Genomic DNA, 25,833 nt, shown 5'->3' on the forward strand with positions numbered 1-25,833 from the left:
CACATAGAATATTTTTGTCCTTGCTGCTTTCGCAGGGATATTCATCGAGAACAATCTGGAACAGCCACTCATGAGCCTGCCTCGCATCAAGATCTGCGGTCTGCGGGATGCCGAAACAGCCAGAACGGTCGCCGCAATGGGCGCAGACGCCATCGGTCTGGTGTTCTACGCGCCCAGCCCACGCAACGTGAGTATCGAGACCGCGCAGACAGTGCTGGCGGCGCTACCGGCGTTCGTTACCAGTGTGGGACTGTTTGTAAACGCGGATGCAGAATGGCTGCGTGACCTGCTGGAAGTACTGCCGTTAGACCTGCTGCAGTTTCACGGCGATGAGTCACCGGCGTACTGTCGAAGTTTCGGGCGACCTTATATCAAAGCGGTTCGCGTAAAACCTGACACAAATTTGTTAGAATACGCCGCCCAATACCGTGACGCGCGCGGTTTGCTGGTGGATGCCTTTGTAGAGGGCACGCCTGGCGGTACTGGTGAAGCTTTTGATTGGTCATTGATTCCACAGGATTTACCGCTGCCACTGATCTTGTCCGGTGGCCTGCACCCGGACAATGTTCGGGAGGCAATTGCGGCGGTAAACCCTTGGGCAGTTGATGTTTCCAGTGGTGTGGAAAGCACCCGTGGCATAAAAGACCTGAGCAAGGTTGAACAATTTATCAAGGCGGCGAGACTCGCATGAACGACTTCCTTCGTTACCACCAGCCCGATTTGCAAGGTCACTTTGGCCAGTTTGGCGGCCTGTACGTTGCCGAAACGCTGATGCCAGCGCTCGATGAGCTGCGTATCGAATATGAAAAAGCCAAGGCTGATCCAGCCTTCATGGCCGAGTACAACTATGAGTTGGCCCACTATGTTGGCCGTCCGTCGCCGATTTATCACGCCAAGCGCTGGTCCGAAGCCTTGGGTGGCGCACAGATTTATCTGAAGCGTGAAGACCTGAATCATACCGGCGCGCACAAGGTAAACAACACCATCGGCCAGGCCTTGCTGGCTCGCCGTATGGGTAAAAAACGCGTGATTGCCGAAACCGGCGCGGGTCAGCACGGCGTGGCGACGGCCACTGTGGCGGCGCGTTACGGTCTGGAATGCGTGGTGTACATGGGCGCTGAAGACGTCAAACGCCAATCACCCAATGTGTTCCGCATGAAGTTGCTGGGCGCGACCGTAGTTGCCGTTGAGTCGGGCTCCAAAACGCTGAAAGACGCCATGAACGAGGCGATGCGTGATTGGGTGACCAACGTCGATAGCACTTATTACATTATTGGCACCTGCGCAGGCCCGCACCCGTACCCGATGCTGGTGCGTGACTTCCAGTGCGTGATTGGCGAAGAAGCCAAGGTGCAGATGGTCGACATGATTGGCCGTCAGCCCGATTACGTGGTGGCATGTGTCGGCGGGGGCTCCAACGCCATTGGTATCTTCCATCCGTATATCGAAGTGCCTGGCGTGCGGCTGATTGGCGTTGAAGCCGGTGGTGATGGCGTCGAAACCGGTCGTCATGCTGCGCCGCTGACCGCCAACGTCGGCACTGGCGTGCTGCACGGCAATCGCATGTATCTGATGCAGGATGAAAACGGTCAGGTTGCCGACACGCATTCGATCTCCGCTGGTCTGGATTATCCAGGCGTGGGCCCGGAACATTGCTACCTGAAAGACATTCACCGCGCCGAGTATGTGGCGGCGAACGACAACGAAGCGATTGCAGCATTTCACGATCTGAGTCGTTTTGAAGGTATCATCCCGGCGCTGGAATCCAGTCACGCTCTGGCGCATGCCAAAAAGCTCGCTCCGACGCTGCCGAAAGACCAGGTCATTCTGGTGAATCTGTCTGGTCGTGGCGACAAGGATATTCCGACCATGGCCCGTATGGCCGGTATCGAACTCTAGAGCGACTGACAAAACCCTGCTGGCTGCGTTGTGCTCGCTTGCCGTACTATTTTGTACTGTCTGCGCATCGCACGCCTTGTGCCCGTATGGGTACACCGCTTCGCTGGGTTTTGTCACCCACTCTTTTGTAGAGAGTTAGATAGAAGAACGTGACGACATGCGGCGTTGGCTTTCATCGGCCAATGCCGCACAATCCTTCCAAATTACGAACGCATACGAGAATATGTCCCGAATCCAGACCACCTTTGGCGCGCTGAAACAACAAAATCGCCAGGCATTGATCCCGTTTATTACTGCTGGCGATCCTCGCCCTGGTATTACCGTTGAGCTGATGCACGCGCTGGTGAAGGGCGGGGCAGATGTGATTGAACTGGGCGTGCCGTTTTCCGACCCAATGGCCGACGGCCCGGTGATCCAGCGTGCCAGTGAACGTGCCCTGGCGCACAAAGTCAGCCTGCGTAACGTGCTGGAAATGGTGCTTGAGTTCCGCCAAACCAACAATCAGACCCCAGTGGTGCTGATGGGTTATGCCAACCCGGTTGAACACTGGGGTTATGAGTCTTTTGCCAAGGCAGCTCATGCTGCAGGCGTGGATGGCGTACTGACGGTAGATATGCCGCCAGAAGAAGCCGAAGACCTGGCGCGCATCTTCAAAGCCAATGATATTGATCCGATTTTTCTGCTGGCGCCAACCACGCCGGTATCGCGCATTCAGGCGGTAGAGCGGTTGGCCAGCGGTTATGCCTATTATGTTTCGCTCAAGGGGGTGACCGGTGCGTCCAACCTTGATGTTGCCAATGTGGCCGAACGTCTCGCTGTAATCAAACAGCATCTGAGCGTACCGGTCGGCGTGGGCTTTGGTATCCGTGATGCCCAAACCGCCCGCAGTGTTGCGCAGATTGCCGACGCCGTGGTGATTGGTTCGCGTCTGGTGCAGGAAGTGGAAGCGGGTGAGGAAGGTCTGGCTGAGCGCCTGACCACATTCCTTGCCGGTATTCGTTCTGCCATTGATACCGCTCGCGCCTGAGTAAGGAGTACCAAGTAATGAGTTGGCTGCAAAAACTGCTTCCGCCCAAGATCAACAAACCGCGTGAGCCGGGCAAATCGGCCGTGCCGGAAGGCCTGTGGCACAAGTGCTCGGCCTGTGGTGCCGTGCTGTACCGCACTGATCTGGAAAAAAACCTCGATGTTTGCCCCAAGTGCAACTACCACAATCCGGTGTCGGCCCGTCGCCGTCTGGATTTGCTGCTGGATGCAGAAGGGCGCTTTGAGATTGGCGCAGAAGTACAGCCAGTCGATCCGCTCAAGTTCAAAGCCATCAAGCGTTATGGCGACCAACTGGTTGCTGCGCATGAAGCCACTGGCGAAGACGACGCAATGGTCGTGATGCAGGGTTCCATCCTGACCGTGCCACTGGTTGTGGCCGCATTTGAATACAAGTTCATCGGCGGTTCGATGGGCTCGGTAGTCGGCGAGCGCTTTGTTCGCGGTGCCAAAACGGCGCTGGAAAACAAACTGCCGTTTGTGTGCGTCTCCGCTTCGGGCGGCGCGCGGATGCAGGAAGGTCTGAATTCACTGATGCAGATGGCCAAAACCAGCGCCATTCTGACTCGCCTGTCCGATGAAGGTCTGCCGTTTATTTCGTTGCTGACCGACCCGACCATGGGTGGCGTTTCGGCTTCGTTTGCCTTCCTGGGCGATGCCGTACTGGCTGAACCAGGTGCACTGATCGGTTTTGCCGGCCCGCGCGTGATCGAACAAACCGTGCGCGAAACCCTGCCGGAAGGCTTCCAGCGTTCCGAGTTCCTGCTGCAAAAGGGCGCGATCGACATGATCGTGGACCGCCGTGAACTGCGCCAGAAGATCGCCTCGCTGGTTACTTTGTTCTCCAGACAACCTGCCGTGACACAAGCCAGTTAATGCCGCTTTTCAATGCCGAAACCCTGGCCGAATGGCTGCAGCACCTTGAGGGGCTGCACCCTTCGGCCATTGACATGGGCCTCACCCGCGTTGCCACGGTGCGCGATGCGATGGGCTTGAAGCCTACCTTCCCCGTATTGACGGTTGCCGGTACCAACGGCAAAGGCTCGGTCTGCGCCATGCTTTCGAGCATGTTGCGGGCGTCGGGCTACAAGGTGGGCACGTACACCTCGCCGCATCTGCTGGATTACAACGAGCGCGTGCGCATCAATATGCAGCCCGCTGCGGATGTTGATCTGGTTGAGAGTTTTCGCGCCATTGAACAAGCGCGCGGCGACGTTACGCTGACCTATTTCGAGTTCGGCACACTCGCCGCCATGCGCCAGTTTATTGACGCTGGCGTTGACGTGGCGGTCATGGAAGTCGGGTTGGGCGGGCGACTGGATGCGGTCAATGTGTTTGATCCAGATGTCGCCGGCGTTGTCAGCATTGATCTGGATCACCAGTCTTATCTGGGCGATACCCGCGAGGCCATCGGCGCTGAAAAAGCCGGTATCTTCCGCGCTGGCAAGCCTGCGCTGTGTGCGGACCCAAATCCACCGCAATCATTGCTTGATGTGGCAGAAAAGGTCGGCGCGCCATTGCAACTGGTTGGTCGTGACTTCGGCTTCATGAAAGAAGGCGAAGGTAATCAGTGGATGTTCTGGGGGACGCACGGCAAGCATCACGCTTTGCCGATCCCGGCGCTGCGCGGCTCTTATCAGATGGGCAATGCCACACTGGCTATTGCCATGCTCGACGAAATTCGCCCTCAATTACCGGTGGGCATCAGTGATATCAAACGCGGTTTGCTGGAAGTTGAATGGCCTGCGCGCTGCCAGGTTTTGCCGGGCCGCCCGCAAACTGTGCTGGACGTGGCACACAACCCGCACGCCGCCCGCGCTTTGCGCCTGGCGCTGGATCAAATGGGCTATGCCGCCAAAACCCACGCCGTGTTTGGCGCCATGTCGGACAAGGATATTGCCGGTGTGGTGAGCGCACTGGCCGACCGCATCGATCACTGGTATCTGGCTTCCCCGCAGTTGCCGCGCGCGGCCAGCGTAGAGCAATTGCAGGCCGCTATTGAGAGCGTTGCCCCTCAAGCACACACCTCGGGATTCACATTGGTGAAAGACGCATGGAATGCGGCCTGTGAGCAGGCCGGTGATAATGATAGAATCCTTGTCTTTGGATCCTTCTACACCGTCGCGGAAGTGATGGCTGCACAGCATGGCTCGAGATAACGCTCCCGACGAACTACAACATTTGCGCAAACGTGCCCGCCGTCGTCTGGTCGGTGCGGTTGCTCTGGTCCTGTTTTCCCTCACCGTTCTGTGGACGGTGCTGGACTCTCAACCTCCGGCGAATCTGGCAGCACAACATCCGGTCGAGATCATTGCCAGCGCGCCCAGCTCCGGTAATGCTTCCGATGTGATGGTGGTGCCTGCAATGTCGGCATCCGTGGCGGCAGCCAACCAGCCAGACGGGCTAACACCGCCAGCGCCGGTTGCCGCAACTCCGGCGCCTGTGGTTGCTGCGGCCAACACCAAACCCAGCGAGACTGGCCAGACCACGCATGCGCCCGACGCGCTGCCAGGCAAGCTCTCTCGCGTGCAGGGCGATGATGCAGCGGCTGCTCCGCCTAAAACACACACTCCGACGCCAACGCCAGCCAAACTGGCGACTGCAAAGCCCAAGCCCACTGCTGCGCCAGAAAACAAGTCCGCGGATAAACCAGCACCCAAGGCCAGAGAAGTTGATCCGGAAAGCATTTTGAATGGCACTGACGGTGGCTCCACCGCACCGGTTACAACCAAGGCGGATGCGGCTCCGGCAACCGGGCATCATTACGTACAGCTTGGCGCGTACGGTAACGCAGACAAAGCCAAAGAAGTTGTCGGCAAGCTAAAAGCAGCCGGGCTGCCCGCGTTCTCCGAAAAAATCACCACCAGTACTGGCACGCTGACTCGCGTACGCGTCGGCCCGGTCTTGGCAAGCGAAGCGTTTAACGTCTCCAAAAAATTGAGCGGCATGGGTTACCAAGGCCAGGTGGTCAGTAAATAAACGATGCGGGCATTCACCTACCTCTCGCGCGCCAACCGATTGATGACGGAACAGCAATCGTGACCGGGTTCGATTACATCGTTCTCGGCATTCTAGGCTTATCCATTCTGCTTTCCGTCATGCGCGGCCTGGTTCAGGAGGTCATGGCGCTGGCCGGTTGGGCCGTGTCAGCCTGGCTGGCCTTTCATTATTCAACTTTGGCCGCACCTTATATGCCAGCAGCCATTCCCAGCCCGGAATTGCGTTACCTGGCGGCATTGGTGCTGGTGTTTTTTGCTTCCTGGATTGTTTGCTCGCTATTGCGGTTGACGCTGGCCCAGTTCCTGAAAGTGAGTGGCTTGCGCCCGCTGGATCGACTACTTGGCGCCGGCTTTGGGCTGGTGCGCGGTTTTTTGTTTGCATTGATGCTGGTGTTGATCGCCGGGCTGACCAGCCTGCCGAAAAGCCCGTTGTGGCGCAATGCAATGTTCAGCCCGCTGTTTGAGCAGGCTGCAGTAATGGCGCTACCCTGGTTACCCCAGGATCTCGCCGGACATATTCATTACGACTAAGGCTCCGCTTTCTAGAGGGCATGGTCGGTTTTCGCTGATCTGGTTTTGCACGTTTCGAGAGGCAATAGCATGTGTGGCATTCTGGGCATAGTCGCCAAAACTCCGGTAAACCAGTTGTTGTACGACGGTTTGCTGGTTCTGCAGCATCGTGGCCAGGACGCAGCGGGGATTGTTACCGCTGAGGACCAGCGTCTGCACATGCACAAAGGTCAGGGGCTGGTGCGCGACGTATTTCGCACCCGCAACATGCGTTCGCTGTGGGGCAACGTCGGCATTGGCCACGTGCGCTACCCAACAGCTGGTTCTGCCTCCAGCCTGGCTGAATCGCAACCGTTTTACGTCAATAGCCCGTTCGGGATCGTGTTGGCCCACAACGGCAACCTGACCAACGACGCCCAACTGAAAGACGAGATGTACCGCACCGATTTGCGGCACATCAACACCAATTCGGACTCCGAAGCGCTGCTGAACGTGTTCGCCCACGAATTGCAGAATCGCACCAAGGGTTTCGAGCTGGATGCCGATACCATTTTTGATGCGGTAGCCGCTGTTCACAAACGCGTGAAGGGCGCATATGCCGTAGTGGCGATCATCGCCGGTTACGGCATTGTCGCTTTCCGCGATCCACATGGCATTCGCCCACTGACGCTGGGTACGCACGAAACTCCCGCAGGGACTGAGTATCTGGTCGCATCCGAATCAGTAGCGCTGGACACCCTGGGCTTCAAGCGTGAGCGCGATATTGATCCGGGCGAGGCCATCTACATTACCTTTGGCGGCGAGATGTTCAACCGCCAATGCCACCCGAAGCCCAATCTGGTGCCGTGTATTTTTGAACACGTTTACTTTGCCCGTCCAGACACCATCATCGATGGTATTTCGGTGTACGAAGCGCGTCTGAAAATGGGTGAATACCTGGCGCGCAAGATCGAGCGGGTGATTCCGGAGCTGGATATCGATGTGGTGATTCCGATCCCGGATACCAGCCGTGCTTCGGCGCTGCAATTGGCTATCAAGCTGAACTTGCCGTACCGCGAAGGCTTTATCAAAAATCGCTATATTGGCCGTACGTTTATCATGCCAGGCCAGGCGTCGCGCAAGAAGTCGGTCCGCCAGAAGCTCAACCCAATTGGCGTCGAATTTGCTGGCCGTAGCGTATTACTGGTAGATGACTCCATCGTGCGTGGCACAACCTCCAAGGAGATTGTGCAAATGGCGCGTGAAGCGGGTGCCCGCAAGGTTTACCTGGCTTCTGCTGCGCCTCCTGTACGTTTCCCGCACGTCTATGGCATTGATATGCCGACACGTGCCGAGCTGATTGCCACCGGCCGCACCGATGCACAAATTGCCGAGGAAGTCGGCGCAGATGCGGTTATCTATCAAGACCTCACCGACCTGATCTCTGCTTGCCGTGAAGCCAGCGGCGGTAAAATCCAGGAGTTCGAGACTTCCTGTTTTGACGGCAAGTACATCACCGGCGACATCACCGATGATTACCTGGATCAACTGGAAGCCAAGCGTTTGTCGCCGCTGTCCAACAAGTCCAGCGACGGCATGCTGCTGGATATGAACATCGGTGTAGCAGAACAAAATCTGATCTGAACCGGGCGCGAATAAACCCGGCAAAATGTCAGGCGAATAGTTAGATGAGTTAGTTACATACACAAAGGGGGAGCTTCAGGCGCCCCTTTTGTGTCAGTACCTTCGGTTAAGCACACGGCGCGCAAGCCGACAAAGCATAAGGACCAGATATGGCAGATCTCGATTACAGCAATTTGCACCCGGATACGCTGGCAGTGCGGGCTGGCACTCATCGCACAGAATTCGGCGAGCATTCGGACGCCATGTTTCTGACCTCCAGCTTTGTGGTTGAGACGGCCGAAGAAGCCCAACTCAAGTTCACCGGGCAAGTGCCGGGGTTTATCTATTCCCGCTTTACCAATCCGACCGTGAGCGCGTTTGAAGAGCGTCTGGCTGCCATGGAAGGAGCCGAGCGCGCAGTGGCAACGGCATCGGGCATGAGTGCGATTCTGTCGCTGTGCATGGCGCACCTGAAATCGGGCGATCATATTCTGGCTTCGAGCGTGTTGTTTGGCTCAACCATGCAGTTGTTCAACAACTATCTGGCCAAGTTTGGCGTTGAAGTCACCTATGCCTCGCCGGTTGATCTGGCCGAATGGCATGCCGGTGTGCGGCCCAATACCCGCATGTTTTTCCTGGAAACCCCATCCAATCCGTTGATCGACGTGGCGGATATTCGCGCCATTGCCGACGTTGCTCACGCGAATAATGCGCTGTTGGTGGTGGATAACTGTTTCTGCTCGCCCGCGTTGCAACAACCACTCAAACTCGGCGCCGATATCGTGGTGCATTCAGCCACCAAATATATTGATGGCCAAGGCCGCGTGCTGGGCGGTGCGGTAGTAGGTAGCAGTGCGCTGATCGAACCGGTTTATCTGTTCCTGCGCACGGCCGGGCCGACGTTGTCGCCATTCAACGCCTGGGTATTGCTCAAGGGTCTGGAAACACTCTCATTGCGCATGAAAGCGCACTCGGAAAACGCCATCAAACTGGCCAGCTGGCTGGAAACCCATCCAGAGGTTGAGCATGTGTATTACTCCGGGTTGAAATCGCATCCGCAGCACGAACTGGCCAATCGCCAGCAATCCGGCCATGGCGGCGTGGTGTCTTTTGATGTGAAGGGTGGCAAGGATGCCGCGTGGCGCATTATCGACCGCGTGCAACTGATGTCCCGCACTGCCAATCTGGGTGATGTGCGCACCACCATTAGTCATCCAGCCACGACCTCGCACGGTCGCTTGACCCAGGAAGCGCGTAATCGTGCCGGGATTGGCGACGGCTTGATCCGCATCTCGGTGGGTCTGGAACACATTGGTGATTTGATAGCCGATCTGGAGCGCGGTTTCTCGGCGTGATTACGCGGCGGGTTGCTCTGGACGCGTAAATATTTGCCCGTTGCAACTCTGGCCCGCCCCTTAATTGGGCGGCATAATTGATGCTCTACATCAAACAAAATAAACAAACCCGCCACAATGGCGGGTTTGTTTTTCTACAGGCTGCAAGGACGACCTTGCAGTCGTCATCGCATTGGGGACGGCCTCGCTTTTTTTATGGAGGTTGTCATGTCCCCGAATGTTCTCGCCTGGGTTGCCCTGTTTTTTGCCGGTTTGCTTGAGGTCGGCTGGGCGCTGGCCCTCAAGGCCTCACACGGTTTTTCCAGACCGCTGCCGACCGCCACTTTCATCGTATTGATTTTTGGCAGCATGGGTTTGCTGGCTTATGCCATCCGCACGCTGCCGCTGGGCACAGCCTATGCCATCTGGACTGGCATTGGCGTGCTGGGGTCAGTTGCGTGCGGGATCTTGTTCTGGGGCGAGGGATTGTCGTTACTGCGACTGGCATCCGTGGCCATGCTGGTGCTTGGCATGGCAGGATTGAAGCTCACCAGTTAACCGGCGGTGGCGATAGGGCATTGGCGGGCCGGACATTGCCCGCCAATTCGGCCAATTTACCAAGTCTAATAGCGCTCTTCAATTTTCCGGTACGGATACTCAGGCTGCACGTAATCCCCAGCTTTCTGGCGTTTGGGCAGGCTGATTTTCTGCTCCGGGACTTTCTCGTACGGAATGTGCCGCAGAATATGGCTGATCACATTCAGCCGGGTTGTCTTTTTGTCATCTGACTGTATGACATACCAAGGCGCCCAGGCCGTATCGCTGCTTTTGATCATGTCATCGCGGGCGCGCGAGTAGTCGTACCAATGGCTATACGACGCCACATCCATCGGCGAGAGCTTCCAGGTTTTGCGCCCGTCAGTGATCCGGTCTTCCAGGCGCCGGGTTTGCTCATCCATGCTCACGTCCAGCCAGTATTTCAGCAAGATAATGCCGGAAGCGACGACGGCTTTTTCCAGAATCGGAATTGAGGCGAGAAACTCTTTGGTTTGCTCTGGCGTGCAAAAGCCCATCACGCGCTCGACGCCAGCGCGGTTGTACCAACTGCGATCAAAGATCACCACTTCGCCTGCTGCGGGAAGATGGCTGACGTAACGCTGCATATACATCTGGCTTTTTTCACGCTCGGTTGGCGCGGGCAGGGCAACGACCCGAAAAACGCGTGGACTGACCCGTTCGGTGAGCGCCTTGATGACACCGCCTTTACCTGCACCGTCGCGACCTTCAAACAAAATGCAGACCTTCAGGCCTTTCTGTTTCACCCATTCCTGCAGATGCACCATTTCTACGTGCAAATCAAACAAGTGCTTTTCGTATTCCTTGTTGCCGAGTTTTTCACGTACTTGCGGGGCGGCGGAGAGTGCTGGCTCTTCGCGTTTCTTCTTTGACATGATGACCTCACGGATCAGGGTTGGACTGACACTGCATCGGGCGGACTATCGGGAAAGACCTCGCGCCAGGCTTGTAGCGCCGCCCGCCGATTGCTGAACAGTTTGTGGCGCAAATCGCCTTTCAGTTTGAACTTATGGGTTTGTAGCCACTGTTCCATCATATGCTGGCGGCCGCAAAAGGCCAGGTTAATGCCTTGTTCTTCCAGCGCATCGTTCAGCTCCATAATGGTGATTGCCCCGGTCAGATCGACCATGCTGATCGGGTGAGCATCAATCAATACCCAACGCACTGGTTCGCTGGCGTTCTGCACCAGTTGCTCAACGCATTGCCGAAAGTAGCTGGCGTTGAAAAATATCAGCGGCGCTTCAAAGCGGAACACCAGCAAGCCTGGCACCGGGCGTGCTTCCGGGTAATACAAATTACTGTGAAAGTCGCCATCGTCAGCCAGTGCCATCGGGTAGCTGGTCGGGCGTGCCACTTGTCCCAGAAACCGCAGCAACGCAATCATGATCGCAAACAGAATGCCCGGCATGATGCCCAGAATCAGCACCGCGGCAAACGTGCCCGCCGCGATGGCGCATTCGGCACGACTCACCCGATAAAGCGTGAGATACGCTTTGAAATCCATCAAGCCGAGTGAACTGAAAATCAGGATCAGTGCGAGTGCCGCAGTCGGCAGTGCCGCCAGTGGCACCGACAGCAACAGCAAGGCCAGCAAAATGGCGAACGCCGCAAAGATTTGCGCCATGCGAGTGCGGCTGCCGGAGGCGTCATTGACTGCAGTGCGCGAATCCGCCCCGGTAACAGCGAAGCCTTGCGACAGCGCGGACACAATATCGACGATGCCCAGCGCAACAAATTCCTGATTGCCGTCGATCTGATAGCCGTTTTTTGCTGCAAAGCTGCGAGCCGTGAGCATGCCGCTACTGAAGCTGACGAAGGCCAGCAAAGCCGCCGAAGGCAGAATTGAACCCCAGTCTTCATGCGGTAGCGCTGGCCAGTGCAGGCGCGGCACCGACGAGGGAATATCACCCACCGTCACTACATGGCGCGCATCCAGATCGAACAAAAACGACGCAGCGATGGCCACTGCCGCGACCACCAATGCCACCGGGCCATTGGGCCGCAGTTGCTTCAGGACGATATACAGCACGAACAAAGCCAGTGAAAGCCATAGCGTGGGCAAATGTGGATGGGCCAGTTGGGGCACCAGCGAGATTATCTGTCCGACTACATCCTTGCTGGCGACACTCACGCCCCAGACCTTGCCCAACTGCCCGACGATGATGCTGACAGCTACGCCGTTCAACAGACCGGTCAGAATAGGGCGTGACAACAAGTCCGCCAGGAACCCAAGGCGCAGCCGCCCCGCCAGCAGGCAAAACAAGCCCGTAAACAAGGTCAGGGAAATGGCCAAAGCGTGATAACGCTCAGGATCACCTTGCGCCAGTGGCCCCAAGGCTGCGGCGATCACTGCACAGGTGGCCGCATCCGGCCCGACAATCAGTTGGCGGGAAGAGCCGAAAAAAGCGTAGGCAATCATCGGCAGGATGGCGCTGTACAACCCGACCACCGGGCTGAACCCGGCCAGTTGTGCATAGGCAATACAAACCGGCAGCGCAACTGTGGCGACCGATACGCCTGCAATCAGGTCAGGCCGAAGGTCTGCCCGCGAGTAATGTCTGATATCCGGTAAACCGGGTATCAAGTGAGCCAGGCGGGCCCGCATCAGCGGCAACGAACGCGAAAAATTGAGCATCTATTCTTTGAATGTTTTGACCGCTGTTAGCCAGTCCTGGCGGGAATCAGGCTGGTTTTTCTGTATTCATTATTGCAGGCCAGATCAAATATGAAAGAAATGCGTTTGGAATACTGAAAAAAGAACAGAACGGCGGTTGGCCACCTGATTTGACGCCGCAAGGATGAATTGTGTAGTTCATGTTGATAGACTACATATGCATGGCAAATAGTCATGTCGCAGGCTCTGCGCGGCCGCACCCAGTCGGCCGCACACAAAAAAAGGGGAAAATGATGGGTCGTAGCAAGGAGTGGTTAATCTGGATCGTGGTAGCGATCCTGGGCGCTTTTGCTTTTGGTGTGCTGGCGTTAAGCCGGGGCGAGCACGTAAACGCAGTATGGATGGTGGTGGCTGCAGTAGCCTGCTATTCCATCGCTTACAGGTTTTACAGCAAGTTCATCGCCAACAAAGTCTTTGAACTGGATGACCGTCGCATGACGCCAGCCGAGCGCCGCAATGACGGGCTCGATTACGTCCCCACCAACCGCTGGGTGCTGTTTGGCCACCACTTTGCTGCCATCGCCGGCGCTGGCCCCTTGGTCGGCCCAATCCTCGCGGCACAGATGGGGTATCTGCCGGGTACGCTGTGGATTTTGATCGGCGTAATGCTCGCCGGAGCCGTGCAGGATTTCCTGGTACTGTTTATTTCCACCCGGCGTGATGGCCGCTCGCTGGGCGAAATGGCCAAACAGGAACTCGGGCCGTTTGCTGGCGTTATCGTCATGCTCGGCGCGCTGGGCGTGATGATCATCATCCTGTCTGCGCTCGCATTGGTAGTGGTCAAAGCATTGGCTGACAGCCCATGGGGCGCATTTACCATCGCCGCGACCATTCCGATTGCGCTGTTTATGGGCATTTACATGCGCTACATCCGGCCAGGTCGCATTGGTGAAATCTCGGTGATTGGCTTTGTGTTGATGATGCTGGCCATTGTTTACGGTGGCGATATCGCTAAAGACCCGAATTGGGGTCCGTTCTTTACCCTCAATGGCCCGCAAATGGTCTGGGCACTGGTGATTTACGGTTTTATTGCTTCGGTCTTGCCGGTCTGGCTGCTGTTGGCTCCGCGCGATTATCTGTCTACCTTTCTCAAGATCGGCGTGATCCTTGGCTTGGCCATTGGCATTGTGTTTGCGGCGCCTGACCTGAAAATGCCGGCAGTCTCGCGCTTTATTGATGGTTCCGGCCCGGTATTTGCCGGTAGTTTGTTCCCGTTTCTGTTCATCACCATTGCCTGCGGTTCGATCTCCGGGTTCCACGCGCTGGTCGCTTCCGGCACCACGCCCAAGTTGATTGAGCGCGAAAGTCATATGCGCATGATTGGTTACGGCGCGATGCTGATGGAGTCGTTTGTCGCCATCATGGCGCTGATCTGCGCTTCGGTGATCGACCCGGGCGTGTACTTCGCCATGAATTCGCCTGCCGCGCTGATCGGCAAGACGGTGGTAGAAGCGTCAACCGTCATCAATGGCTGGGGTTTTGCCATTACGCCAGATGCTCTGACGTTGATCGCACAAGAGGTAGGCGAGAAGTCCATCTTGTCGCGCGCGGGCGGTGCACCTACTTTTGCGGTGGGCATGGCACACATTATTTCGGAAATCTTCAATAGCCGGGCATTGATGGGTTTCTGGTATCACTTTGCCATTCTGTTTGAAGCGTTGTTCATTCTGACTGCGGTTGATGCGGGTACCCGCGCTTGCCGCTTCATGGTGCAGGATCTGGCAGGCGTAGCGATTCCTGGTTTGGGTAAATCCCGTTCGTGGCTCGGTAATCTGATTGGTACAACCATTGCGGTTGCCGGTTGGGGTTACTTTGTTTATCAGGGCGTGATCGACCCTCTGGGCGGCATCAACACCTTGTGGCCGCTGTTTGGCATTGGCAACCAGATGCTCGCTTCCATGGCGCTTATTCTGGGCACCGTCGTGCTGTTCAAGATGAAAAAAGAACGCTATGCGTGGGTCACTATCTTGCCTACGGCGTGGCTGTTTATCACCTCAATGACGGCAGGTTGGCAGAAGATTTTCCATGAAAACCCAAAGATTGGTTTCCTGGCGATTGCCAACAAGTTCAACGCTGCTGCCAGCCAGGGCACCATCATTGCCCCGGCTAAAACCGTGGAGGACATGCAACGCATTGCCTTCAATAACCAGATCAACGCGGCGTTGTGCGGCTTTTTCATGATTGTGGCGGTAGTGATGCTGATATCCGCCTTCCTTAATATCCGTAAAGCGCTGGCATCACGGCAACCTACGGCGAGAGAAGCCGATGCCAAATGGCGCGGCGAGGCGGCCAGCAATGCTTGATCTATCTCCGTTTTTGGGGCGGCGCGAATCGCCACCCCCTGTTGCGGGCGCGGTGAACGTTTACGATCACTACCTCGCTGATCATGCCTCACGTCACGATACGGGCGTGCCGATGAGTGCCGCCGAGTTCGAGCGTTACAGCTTGGGTTCTGACTGGCTCACCGGCCTGAAAGATGCCGCAAAGAAAGTCGTGCAGACCTGCCGGCTGATGGTGGGCATTCATGACTACGAGTATTACCTGCAGCATATGCGGGAAAGGCATCCGGACGCTGTGCCGATGAAGCGCGATGAGTTTTATCGTTATTGCCTGGAGGCTCGCTATCCGAGCGCGGATCGGCCGGGTGGCGGCAAGTGCCCATGCTAGGAGCGTGAGTATCGTCCGATACGAAACGGTCAGCGTAAGGCTGACCGTTTTTTTTCAGTGGGATCGGTACGTGTATCGCGATGGCGCATGGCAAGGAGTCTGAAATGCATACATTCGCTCGGGCGACACGAAGTCTTCGGCACTGGTAACCCACGGGAAGCGCGGGCCCAAGGTACATGAATTGTTGCAAATATAAGCCATTTTCATTTTTTATCAGGGCTCAGGCGCTCCCTTGATTCCGTTAAGTAAATCTCACTTTATAATTACAGGTAATTAAAATCATATTTAATATTCTTTAATTGATTAAGTGGCCGCCATTACCATCGCGCAGTTTTCAACTACGCGACGCACAAAGATGAGCCATCTGCCACCGTATTCCCTTCGCAATACCTTATTTGGCATTGCTCTGATCGGCAGTGCTGCCCTGGCAGGTTGCGGGTCGGACTCCAGCACCCTGACCAATGGCAACCCCTCCGCACCCTCGGCTACGCCAACGCCCACCGTTACGCCTACGCCAGTACCGGTTGCACAGAAGAAGCCCAACATCCTGTACATCATGGCCGATGACCTGGGGTATTCAGACATCCACGCCATGGGCGGCGAGATTGATACGCCCAATCTGGATGCACTGGTCAGCACCGGGCGACTACTCACCAACCACCATGCCGGTACCGTATGCGCAATTACGCGTTCGATGCTGATTTCCGGCACCGATCATCATCTGGTGGGTGAAGGCACGATGGGTGCGCCCAGCGACGAACGTAAAGGTTTGCCGGGTTATGAGGGCTATCTGAATGATCGCGCGTTATCGGTGGCGCAATTGCTCAAAGACGCGGGTTATCACACCTACATGGCGGGCAAGTGGCACCTTGGCTCAGGCATAACGGGCGCGGCGAGTGGCTCGGGCCAGACACCCGACCAATGGGGGTTCGAGCGCAGTTATGCGCTGCTGGGCGGCGCGGCAACAAACCACTTTGCCCATGAAGCGGCCAATTCCAGAAATTACACGGAAGATGGCGCCTACGTGCAGCCGGGTCAACCGGGCCAGCCCGGTGGGGCTGGTGGCTCGCCAGCAGTGTTTTATTCCACCGACTTTTACACACAAAAGCTGATCAGTTATATCGACTCGCAGCATGGCGATGGCAAACCGTTTTTCGCCTACGCGGCCTACACCTCGCCGCATTGGCCTTTGCAGGTGCCGGAACCTTATCTGCACCAATATGCCGGCAAATATGACGCAGGCTACGATGTGATCCGTGCTGCGCGAATTGCACGACTGAAGTCACTTGGGCTGATCCCCGCCGATTTCACCCCCAGTGCCGGTTTTGCAGAGACGTTGACACGTTCTCCGGCCACGGCCAACAACGGCACGGCCAGCGCCAAATATATCAACGCACTGAATGGTCCAGCTCAAGGGTTTACCGACTATGGCCAAGGCTACGTCAACAAAAAGTGGGCAGATCTGACACCGGCAGAGCAAAAAGCCCAAGCGCGTTATATGGAAATCTATGCCGGGATGGTGTCTAACCTGGATCACAACATTGGCTTGTTGATCCAGCATTTGAAAGACATCGGCGAATACGACAACACCTTCATCATGTTCCAGTCTGACAATGGTGCCGAAGGCTGGCCGATTGATTCCGGGGCGGACCCGAAAACGACGGATGAAGCCAACGCGCAGGAGCCGGTGTATTCAACGTTGGGCACTGATAACGGTCTGGTCAGTGCCAAACGTCTGCAATACGGGTTGCGTTGGGCTGAAGTCTCCGCCACGCCGTTGCGCCAGCTAAAAGGCTATATGGGTGAGGGCGGCGTCTCGGTGCCGGCGATTGTGCATTTGCCGGGACAAACCGCTTCGCAGCCTCTCATCAATACCTTTACCCACGTCACCGACAATACGGCAACGTTCCTGGCGCTAGCTGGAACCACACCGCCAAGCGAGCCCGCGCCGCCATTGATTGACACCCTGACCGGGGTTGATCACAACAAAGGCAAGGTGATCTACAACAACCGCTATGTTTATCCGGTCACTGGGGTTTCGTTCCTGGCATTGCTGCAAGGCAAAGCAAGCCCGCCGCTGCATACGCAGGCATTTGGCGACGAATCCTACGGGCGCGCTTATCTGCGCAGTGCGGATGGCAAGTGGAAAGCCTTGTGGACGGAACCGCCAAGCGGCCCGGTGGATGGCCATTGGGAGTTATTCGACATCCTGAATGACCGGGGTGAAACCAACGATTTGTCCGGCGCCAATCCCACTGTAATTAACGGGCTGGTGCAGCAGTGGCAAACGTATCTTTCCGGGGTAGGTGGCGTGGAGCCATTGCAACCCAAGGGATACTACTGAACATGCCAGCAGCGATTGTTTTACGTCGCCGCTGGCTTGCCATAACTGTGCTGCTCGCCGTCGCGGCGGGTGGCACAGCCTGGCGGGTACAGGCCCACACAACGCCGACACCGGTACTCGCCAATCTGGGCAGTCCGGCGCAATGCGCGCGCTACAGCGGTTTGCCCAGCGGCTGGGGTGAAGGCAAGGAGGCCGGGATGGTGCATCTGGCTAGCGGTGATTTCACTTTTGGCACAAAGCTGGGGTATCCGGACGAACGCCCACAAGGCGATGGCCGCACTCATGTGGATGCTTTCTGGATCGACCAGACCGAAGTCACCAACGCCCAATTTGCCAGTTTTGTGAAAAAAACAGCATATATCACCGACGCCGAGCGTCAGGGCGGCGCGGTGGTATTTCACGTGCCTACCGACCAGGAACTGCACGCGCGTCCTTATGCATGGTGGACATGGGTAAAAGGAGCTGACTGGCGACATCCTGCCGGTCCGGGAACTAGCGTGCAGGGGCTGGATAATCACCCGGTCACGCTGGTTACCCAGGCTGATGCGCTGGCCTATGCACATTGGCTAGGCCACGAATTGCCCACGGAAGCCGAGTGGGAATACGCGGGCAAAGCGGGGCATGATGGGGCGAAGCTGGAAACAGCACCGAAATACGCCAACGGCAAACCATCGGCCAACTATTGGCAGGGCGTGTTTCCGCAAGTCGATACGGCCAGCGATGGTCACGCCGGGCTTGCCCCGGTGGGTTGTTATCAGCCCAGCGATTTCAAGTTGTACGACATGATCGGCAATGCGTGGGAGTGGACACGCGATGTCTATAGCGGCGAACACCAGTTCCACAGCAATGGTGATACCGCCGCTGTAGCCAACCAGGCAATCACCCGTGAATCAGATACGCCGATGGTGATCAAAGGCGGTTCGTTTTTGTGCTCGCCTGACTATTGCGTGCGTTACCGCGCCTCCTCGCGAGAGGCGCAGGAAGCTGACCTGCCAGCGTCGCATATCGGGTTTCGGACCATCAAACGGGGCTAGGGCATGCAGATTAAGTGGATGGCCGGATTTGCCGGACTGGCGTTGGTGCACGGCATGGTGTGGGCTCAGTCGGCACGGATTGGCGTCCTGCCCGGGATAGACGAAGAAGTCATGCAGCAAGCTGCGCAAGTGGCGGCCGGAAAAGGGCTTACCCTGCAGATCAAATCCTATTCCAATGCTGGGCAACTTGAGCGGGCGTTGGTTAGTGGTGAGATTGATGGCGCAAGCGTGCCGGATGCGCCAACTCGCGCGATCTGGCAACAACACAGTCAGCGCCCACTCAGAGAACTGGGCACCAGCATCACCTTGCCAATGGGCTTGTATTCGCGGCACTTTGCCAGTTTGCGGCAGTTACCTGTTGGTGCAAAGATCGGCATTCCGAAGGAGCCACAAGCACAGAGCAGGGCGCTGGTACTGTTGCAAAACTACGGGCTGATCCAGTTCCGTGATGATGCTGGTTTGCAAGCGCGGATTCGCGATATCACGGTCAATACTCGCCATTATCAACTTGTGGCTTTGCCACAGGCCCAGTTGTGGCGAGCGCTGCCGACACTGCCACTGGTGGCGCTGACGGGTGACTTTGCCATGCAGCGGGGTTTGTTCCCGGCGCGCGACGCTATAGGAATGGAGGACGCCCGCTCGCCGTGGGAGGGTGTACTTGCGGCGGCTTCGCCTGGAGACTGGTCGGCGCAATGGCTGTTGGCTTATCAATCGCCAAAGGTGGCCGCCTTTGTGCTCCAGCGTTACCAGGACTCTGTACGGCGGCCATGGTGAGTCACTCTGCAGACTGGTCACTACAGTGCAATGGTTGTGGCCGCTGCTGCAATTCGCCGCCGCTGCTTTCGCTGCCGGAACTATTTCATCACCGACGCCGATTCATCGGCTGCTTGAGCGTGCGGCGTTTGCCTGCGCACAGCACCAGCGCGCAGCGTGAACTGGCCGGGCAATTGTTGCCAGGAAGCGCGGCGGCAGGCGTGGTGTTGCTACTGCAGGGCTATACCTGGCCCAGTCAACAACGCTGCCCAGCATTGGGGCCGGATCAGCTTTGCGGCGTGCAGTACGACCGCAAGCCGCTGACTTGCCGGGTGGTGCCGCTCGACGCATTGACACCAGATTCCGAGCAATCGCCGTTGCTGGCGGAACGGGCGGCGCAATCGGAGTGGCTGGGAGCAGATTGCCTGCGCCCGTTTACGGCCAGCGCCACTGGGCAGATTCTGCTGCGACAGCATCGTGTTGAGGATACGGACTACCTTGCAGCGCTGGCGCAGCGTCGGAGAGATCTGCAACTTGAGCGACAGTACTGGGGCGATGCCATTCACGCCATGCTGTTGCCAGAACTCGCAGGTACGTCGCGCTTGCCCGTGCAGGGCTATATTTCCTTGCCGTTGGTGCCGATACTGGCGCACCTCGCAGTACAGTCCAACGCACTGCGCTTGCAATGCCAGCTTTTTTTGGTCGATCAACTGACACTCATCAACAGCCGGATCAGCTCTGCTATCGCCAGCAAAAACCCGCAAGACCGGGCCTCGACCCAAGAGCTGCGTGGCTTTGCCGACGCCTACCAGCTCCTGCTTGGGCATTTGCAGCGCGATTCGATCGCAAAAACGACTTTGTCTGGCGATGCTAGCTTGCAATGGCTGCTGGGTCTGGCAGAGCCGCAGCCCGGCGTTACAACGTAGCCGGTTTGGGGTTACGGGAGCTAAAAACAAAAACAGCGCGATCATTCGCGCTGTTTTTCATACCCAAGCGGCCATGTAGCGCATATCAGCACCAGTCGCCGCGCAACTCTCGAACCGTGCTTGCCAGCCGCTTCATATGCCGTGCCGATGAAGCGCGATGAGTTTTATCGTTACTGCCTGGAGGCTCGTTATCCGAGCGCGGATCGGCCGGGCGGTGGCAGGTGTTCATGCTGAGATATTGGTGATCGCAATAGTCTTGAAATGATAAATCGCAACGGCCGACAGCCATCTGTCGGCCGTTTTTATATGTAAATTTTGCTTCTCAATCTCCGCTGAAATTGGCGGCGGCTGGGTGTTCTAGTTCTTATGGCCTAGTTGGTTTAGGTCATCAGGTGTGCCAAACGATCAATATATACAAAATGCATAATTTGCCGCTTGAGTGTTGATATTAATCAATATTTTGACGCGAGCTATTTACCTGTTCGTCATCTTTTTATTTCCGGATCATTCTCCCAATCAACATATTTTGGCTGTCGGCAGCGCCCGCCGACGAGGAGTGATCTGTGCAAAAACAGCGACTGGTATTGATCGGCAACGGCATGGCCGGCATTCGTGCGATAGAGGAAGTGCTCAAGCATGATGCGGCTCGATACGAGATCACCGTCATTGGCGACGAGCCCTGGGGCAATTACAACCGCATCCAGCTCTCGCCGGTACTGGCTGGCGAGCAGAAGCTTAAAGACATCATCCTGAACGATCTGGACTGGTATGCCAGCAATGGCATCCGCTTGATCAAAGGCATGGCCGCCACGCAGATCGACCGCGCTGGTCAGTACGTGATTCTGGCCAGCGGTGAGGCGATCAGCTATGACAAGCTGATTATCGCTACCGGCTCGCGCCCATTCATGTTGCCGATTCCGGGTGCTGACCTCGATGGCGTGATTGGTTTTCGCGATATCAAAGACACCGAAAAAATGGTGGTCGCAGCGGCCTTGTATCGCCACGCCGTAGTGATCGGCGGCGGCTTGCTGGGGCTGGAAGCGGCTCACGGCCTCAAGTTGCGCGGCATGGAAGTCACGGTAGTGCACTTGGGCGAATGGCTGCTGAACCGGCAACTGGACCAAAGCGCCGGGCGATTGCTGGAAAAAGCCATGCAACAGCATGGATTGAAACTCAAGCTGGGTATCAGTGCCGACGCCTTGCTGGGCGATAACGGTCGCGTAACGGGCGTGCGCCTGACCACGGGCGAGGTCGTCGAGGCTGACCTCGTCGTGATGGCCGCCGGGATCGTACCCAATGCCGCGTTAGGTCAAGCGGCGGGTCTGAATGTCGAGCAGGGCATTGTCGTCGATGATTGCTTGCAGACTTCGGACGAACATATCTACGCCTTGGGCGAGTGCGTTAGCCATCGCGGCATGTCGTATGGGCTGGTCGCGCCCTTGTTTGAAATGGCCAAGGTGCTGGGCAATCAACTGGGCGGTTGTGGCAAGCAGCGCTACACCGGCACCATGACGTCGACCAAGCTCAAAGTCACCGGTATCGATCTGTTTTCCGCCGGGGAATTCTTTGGCGGTGAGGGCTACGACGAACTGGTGCTATCGGACCCGGCTGCAGGCATTTACAAAAAGCTGGTACTTAAAGACAACCTGCTGGTGGGGGCCTGTCTGTTTGGCGATACCAGCGATGGCGCCTGGTATTACCAGTTGCTGCGCCAAGGCCGCAATATCGCTGATCTGCGCGCAGGTTTGCTGTTCGGGCAGCAAGATCTGGGCGATGCCGGTACTTCCGGTGCCAGCCGCGCCGGCGGTTTGCCAGACGACGCGGAAGTCTGCGGCTGTAATGGTGTTACCAAGGGCGTGATCGTCAAGGCGATCAAGCAAAAGGGTTTGTTCACAGTGGATGACGTGAAGAAACATACCCGTGCCGGTGCGTCGTGCGGTTCCTGTACCGGTCTGGTCGAGCAAATTCTGATGAGTACCGTCGGTAGTTCTTTCCAGGCGGCGCCCAAGCGCAAGGCCATGTGTGGGTGTACCGAACACACGCATGAAGAAGTCCGTGCAGCGATTCGTGATCAGCATCTGATTACGCTCAGCGACACCATGCGGGCACTGCACTGGAGCACGCCTGATGGCTGCCCGAGCTGTCGTCCGGCACTGAACTACTATCTGATCTCAACCTGGCCGGGCGAAGCCAAAGATGATCCGCAAGCGCGGCTGGTCAACGAGCGTATGCACGCCAATATCCAGAAAGACAGCACGTTTGGTGTGATACCGCGCATGTGGGGCGGCGTAACGACACCCGATGAGCTGCGCAAGATTGCCGACGTGGCGGATAAATACGCGGTGAAGATGGTCAAGGTTACCGGCGGTCAGCGTCTGGATTTGCTGGGCGTGAAAAAAGAAGACCTGCCCAAAATCTGGCAAGACCTCGATATGCCTTGTGGCATGGGTTATGCCAAGGGTTTGCGCACGGTTAAAACCTGCGTCGGCAAACAGTTCTGCCGCTTTGGCACGCAAGACTCCACCGGTATGGGTATTGCGCTGGAAAAAGCGCTGGACCGGATGTGGGCACCGCACAAGGTCAAGCTGGCCGTGTCGGGTTGTCCGCGTAATTGTGCGGAAGCAGGCATCAAAGACGTTGGCATTATCGCGGTGGATTCCGGCTGGGAAATCTACATCGGTGGCAATGGCGGTATCAAAACCGAAGTCGCCGAGTTTTTGATCAAGCTGAAAACAGAAGACGAGGTCATGGAATACACCGGCGCCTTCCTGCAGTTGTACCGCGAAGAAGCCAATTATCTGGAGCGCACTGTGCATTTTATGCGGCGCGTGGGCATGGATTACATCAAAGCGCAGGTACTGGAAGACGCAACCCGTCGCCAAGCCTTGTGGGCGCGCCTGCAACTGGCATTGGCCGATGAGCCCGACCCATGGCAGGCCCGTATCGGCGAAAGTGCCGCCGCCCAGTTTGCCGACTTGCCCCAGTAATTCCGGACCAGACCGGTTTTGATCGGACCAGATCAACTCGCTTAATTGGTAGTCGCTACAACAGGCGGCTGCAGAAGGATGAAAATCATGACTCAACAATGGCAGCGCATTTGCGCTCTGACTGACATCCCAACGCAAGGTGCGCGGGCGGTACAACTACCGGACAGGGCGCCGATTGCCATCTTTCGCACCACGGGTGACCGGGTGTTTGCGCTTGATAACCGCTGCCCGCATAAAGGTGGCGAGTTAAGCCATGGCCTGGTTTATGGTGAAACGGTGGCGTGCCCCATGCATAACTTCAAAATTGATCTGAAAACCGGCCAGGCTTTGGCCCCGGAACAAGGGCAGACTGCATGCCACAGTGTGGAAGTGCGGGATGGCGAGGTGTGGCTGGCCCGGAGCTAACCACCAATGGATCAATGAGTAAGCGTGAGGCTTGAAACAACAACGGCGTGGTTCAGTCCACGCCGTTGTTGTTTTGTGCGCAAACTCAGACGGAGCTGAGTCGCCGCTTAGCGCCAGTCGCCACGCAAAGCGCGCACATCTGCTTCCAGCCGCTGGCGCGTGGCCGCTTCTGGCGGTACCGGCTCACCGACGACAAAGCCAATCTTGGAGAAGATGCCGCGAGGCATTTTCATCATGGCAGCACCGTCTTTGCGGCTGAAAAAGCTCCCCCACAACCCTTGCAGCGCCAAAGGAATGACCGGCACCGGCGTGCGGCGGATGATTTCTTCTATCCCTGGGCGGAAGGTCTGGATTTCGCCGTTCCGGGTAATGCCACCCTCGGGGAAAATACATACGACTTCGCCTTGCTGCAGATACTCTGCCACCCGGTCAAAAGCCTTGGTTTTCATGGTCGGGTCTTCTTTGGCTGGGGCAATGGGGATTGCGCCAGCGGTTTTGAAGATGAACTTGAGAATCGGGGTTTTGAAAATGCGGTGATCCATCACAAAGCGCACCGGACGCCGCACCGCACCTGCCAGAATCATGGCGTCCATAAAGCTGACGTGATTGCAGACCAGCACGCAGCCGCCTTCATCCGGGATGCGCTGTAGGCCTTGCGAACGCACGCGATACAACAGGTGGGTGAGAATCCACACCAGGAAGCGCATCAGGAACTCGGGGATCAGCGAATAGATATATAGCGCTACCAGCACGTTCATCAACGCAACGGTTAGCAGCAAACCTGGAATGGACAGACCTGCTTTGAGCAGCACGATACTCATGACCGACGCCACCACCATGAACAAGGAGTTCAGGATGTTGTTGGCAGCAATGGCGCGCGAAACAAAGTCTTTTTCCGAGCGTGTCTGAATCAGCGCATACAGCGGCACAGTGAAGAAGCCGCCAAACACACCCAACAGCAGCAGATCGGCCATCACGCGCCAGTGTTTGGCTTCGTGGATGAACGACACCAGGTCGTAAGTGCTAACCGGGCTGTGGCCCACCGCAAAATACAGATCGACCCCGAACAACGACAAGCCAATCGAACCAAACGGCACCAGCCCCAGTTCAACGCGATGCCCGGACAGACGTTCGCACAACACCGAGCCCAGCCCGATCCCGACCGAGAACATGGTCAGCAGCAGGGTGAACACCGTGGCATTGCCGCCCAACACATGCGCGGTCAGCGGTAGCAGGTAAGTGAGATACACCGCGCCAAAGAACCAGAACCAGGATAAGCCCAACAGACTGTTGAACACGGTTTTGTTGCCGCGCGCGTGCTTGATAATGCGCCAGGTTTCTTTGGGCAGATTCCAGGAAATTTTAAGATTGGGCGCAGGAGCCGGGGCGGGCGGCATGCTCCGACTGGCTATCCAGCCGATGATGGCAACGCCGACGCAAGCCCAGACAATCAGCTGTTCGCCGTGCGGTTGATGCTGGACGATGGTGGCGCCAGCAATCTGGCCCAGCAAAATTGCCACAAACGTCGCACCCTCGATCAGCCCGTTGCCACCCATCAATTCATGTTCGCGCAGGTATTGCGGCAATACCGAGTATTTGAGCGGCCCAAACAGCGTTGAATGCACGCCCATCATGAACAGGCAACCCAGCAATACCGGCACGTTGTGCTGCCAGAAGCCGTATCCGGCGGCGGCCATGATACAGATTTCAAGGACCTTCACGCATTGCGCCAGAAACGCTTTGTCGTACTTTTCTGCCAGTTGCCCGGAGATGGTCGAAAACAGAAAAAAGGGCAGGATGAAAATACCTGCTGCGGCGCTCACCAGCGTATCGGTACTCATGCCCGCGGTAGTCAGGCCGCGAAATACCAGCAGCACCACCATGGCTTGCTTGAACAGATTGTCGTTGAACGCGCCGAAAAACTGCGTAATGAACAACGGCAAAAAGCGCCGGGTCCGGAACAGGGCAAACTGGTTGTGCTGGTGGTCGTGCTGGGGCATGAAAGGGGCTCCGGAGCAAAGTCCGGCGTAGTCTACCGGAATGCGGGCATCATGCCAGAGCCATGCTTTCCGGGCGTGG

The 25,833-nt window shown here is 57.0% G+C and carries 21 protein-coding genes; 18 read left to right on the forward strand and 3 right to left on the reverse strand.

The features are described 5' to 3' along the window. Nucleotides 1-70: 70 nt before the first annotated feature. From P4L78_RS16765 to P4L78_RS16810, 10 genes are all read left to right on the forward strand, one after another. Nucleotides 71-691 carry a phosphoribosylanthranilate isomerase gene (locus tag P4L78_RS16765; RefSeq protein WP_309329186.1) on the forward strand — a complete coding sequence of 207 codons (621 nt, stop codon included), beginning with the start codon at nucleotides 71-73 and terminating at the stop codon, nucleotides 689-691. Further along, nucleotides 688-1,899 (forward strand): tryptophan synthase subunit beta, encoded by a 1,212-nt coding sequence (gene trpB, locus P4L78_RS16770; protein WP_283149267.1) that lies wholly within the window; start codon nucleotides 688-690, stop codon nucleotides 1,897-1,899. The genes P4L78_RS16765 and trpB overlap by 4 nt, the downstream gene beginning before the upstream one ends. Nucleotides 1,900-2,122: 223 nt before the next feature. Beyond that, nucleotides 2,123-2,926, forward strand: a complete 804-nt coding sequence (gene trpA, locus P4L78_RS16775; protein WP_283149268.1) for a tryptophan synthase subunit alpha — start codon at nucleotides 2,123-2,125, stop codon at nucleotides 2,924-2,926. A 17-nt stretch (nucleotides 2,927-2,943) separates the two neighbouring features. Beyond that, nucleotides 2,944-3,819 (forward strand): acetyl-CoA carboxylase, carboxyltransferase subunit beta, encoded by an 876-nt coding sequence (accD, locus tag P4L78_RS16780; protein ID WP_283149269.1) that lies wholly within the window; start codon nucleotides 2,944-2,946, stop codon nucleotides 3,817-3,819. Continuing rightward, the gene (gene folC, locus P4L78_RS16785) at nucleotides 3,819-5,102 is read left to right on the forward strand and encodes a bifunctional tetrahydrofolate synthase/dihydrofolate synthase (RefSeq protein WP_309329191.1); all 1,284 of its coding nucleotides are present in this window, start codon (nucleotides 3,819-3,821) and stop codon (nucleotides 5,100-5,102) included. Before accD ends, folC begins: the two co-directional genes overlap by 1 nt. After that, on the forward strand, nucleotides 5,089-5,922 hold the full coding sequence (locus tag P4L78_RS16790; RefSeq protein WP_309329194.1) for an SPOR domain-containing protein: 834 nt from the start codon (nucleotides 5,089-5,091) through the stop codon (nucleotides 5,920-5,922). The genes folC and P4L78_RS16790 overlap by 14 nt, the downstream gene beginning before the upstream one ends. A 59-nt stretch (nucleotides 5,923-5,981) precedes the next feature. Continuing rightward, a complete protein-coding gene (locus P4L78_RS16795; RefSeq protein ID WP_283149272.1) occupies nucleotides 5,982-6,473 on the forward strand; it encodes a CvpA family protein in 492 nt (163 codons plus the stop codon). 69 nt (nucleotides 6,474-6,542) lie between these two features. Continuing rightward, nucleotides 6,543-8,075, forward strand: a complete 1,533-nt coding sequence (purF, locus tag P4L78_RS16800; RefSeq protein WP_283149273.1) for an amidophosphoribosyltransferase — start codon at nucleotides 6,543-6,545, stop codon at nucleotides 8,073-8,075. Nucleotides 8,076-8,224: 149 nt separating this feature from the next. Further along, nucleotides 8,225-9,409 carry an O-succinylhomoserine sulfhydrylase gene (locus P4L78_RS16805; protein ID WP_309329198.1) on the forward strand — a complete coding sequence of 395 codons (1,185 nt, stop codon included), beginning with the start codon at nucleotides 8,225-8,227 and terminating at the stop codon, nucleotides 9,407-9,409. 207 nt (nucleotides 9,410-9,616) lie between these two features. After that, nucleotides 9,617-9,946, forward strand: a complete 330-nt coding sequence (locus P4L78_RS16810) for a multidrug efflux SMR transporter (protein ID WP_309329201.1) — start codon at nucleotides 9,617-9,619, stop codon at nucleotides 9,944-9,946. Between the two features lie 65 nt (nucleotides 9,947-10,011). Here P4L78_RS16810 and ppk2 read toward each other — a convergent pair whose 3' ends face one another. Together ppk2 and P4L78_RS16820 are read right to left on the reverse strand one after the other, a co-directional pair. Further along, nucleotides 10,012-10,839 (reverse strand): polyphosphate kinase 2, encoded by an 828-nt coding sequence (ppk2, locus tag P4L78_RS16815; RefSeq protein WP_283149276.1) that lies wholly within the window; start codon nucleotides 10,837-10,839, stop codon nucleotides 10,012-10,014. A 14-nt stretch (nucleotides 10,840-10,853) separates the two neighbouring features. Next, on the reverse strand, nucleotides 10,854-12,599 hold the full coding sequence (locus P4L78_RS16820; protein ID WP_309329206.1) for a sulfate permease: 1,746 nt from the start codon (nucleotides 12,597-12,599) through the stop codon (nucleotides 10,854-10,856). A 272-nt stretch (nucleotides 12,600-12,871) separates the two neighbouring features. Between P4L78_RS16820 and P4L78_RS16825 the strand changes: the two genes are divergently transcribed. From P4L78_RS16825 to nirD, 8 genes are all read left to right on the forward strand, one after another. Then, on the forward strand, nucleotides 12,872-14,941 hold the full coding sequence (locus P4L78_RS16825) for a carbon starvation CstA family protein (RefSeq protein ID WP_309329420.1): 2,070 nt from the start codon (nucleotides 12,872-12,874) through the stop codon (nucleotides 14,939-14,941). After that, entirely contained in the window at nucleotides 14,934-15,305 is a 372-nt protein-coding gene (locus P4L78_RS16830; RefSeq protein ID WP_309329209.1) for a CstA-like transporter-associated (seleno)protein, read from the forward strand. Before P4L78_RS16825 ends, P4L78_RS16830 begins: the two co-directional genes overlap by 8 nt. Nucleotides 15,306-15,660: 355 nt before the next feature. After that, the gene (locus P4L78_RS16835) at nucleotides 15,661-17,649 is read left to right on the forward strand and encodes an arylsulfatase (RefSeq protein ID WP_283149280.1); all 1,989 of its coding nucleotides are present in this window, start codon (nucleotides 15,661-15,663) and stop codon (nucleotides 17,647-17,649) included. 2 nt (nucleotides 17,650-17,651) lie between these two features. Further along, nucleotides 17,652-18,683, forward strand: a complete 1,032-nt coding sequence (locus tag P4L78_RS16840; protein ID WP_309329212.1) for a formylglycine-generating enzyme family protein — start codon at nucleotides 17,652-17,654, stop codon at nucleotides 18,681-18,683. A gap of 3 nt (nucleotides 18,684-18,686) precedes the next feature. Further along, nucleotides 18,687-19,457, forward strand: coding sequence for a MetQ/NlpA family ABC transporter substrate-binding protein (locus P4L78_RS16845; RefSeq protein ID WP_309329215.1), 771 nt, complete (start codon nucleotides 18,687-18,689; stop codon nucleotides 19,455-19,457). Beyond that, nucleotides 19,451-20,362 (forward strand): YkgJ family cysteine cluster protein, encoded by a 912-nt coding sequence (locus tag P4L78_RS16850; RefSeq protein ID WP_309329218.1) that lies wholly within the window; start codon nucleotides 19,451-19,453, stop codon nucleotides 20,360-20,362. Before P4L78_RS16845 ends, P4L78_RS16850 begins: the two co-directional genes overlap by 7 nt. 563 nt (nucleotides 20,363-20,925) lie before the next feature. Further along, nucleotides 20,926-23,349, forward strand: a complete 2,424-nt coding sequence (nirB, locus tag P4L78_RS16855) for a nitrite reductase large subunit NirB (RefSeq protein ID WP_309329220.1) — start codon at nucleotides 20,926-20,928, stop codon at nucleotides 23,347-23,349. Between the two features lie 87 nt (nucleotides 23,350-23,436). Next, nucleotides 23,437-23,754, forward strand: coding sequence for a nitrite reductase small subunit NirD (gene nirD, locus P4L78_RS16860; protein ID WP_309329223.1), 318 nt, complete (start codon nucleotides 23,437-23,439; stop codon nucleotides 23,752-23,754). Nucleotides 23,755-23,861: 107 nt separating this feature from the next. Here the strand turns inward: nirD and P4L78_RS16865 are convergent, their stop codons facing one another. Then, nucleotides 23,862-25,754 carry an MFS transporter gene (locus P4L78_RS16865; protein WP_309329228.1) on the reverse strand — a complete coding sequence of 631 codons (1,893 nt, stop codon included), beginning with the start codon at nucleotides 25,752-25,754 and terminating at the stop codon, nucleotides 23,862-23,864. Nucleotides 25,755-25,833 lie beyond the last annotated feature (79 nt).

It is taken from the genome of Silvimonas sp., assembly GCF_031291215.1.
Taxonomy (GTDB): Bacteria; Pseudomonadota; Gammaproteobacteria; order Burkholderiales; family Chitinibacteraceae; genus Silvimonas; species Silvimonas soli.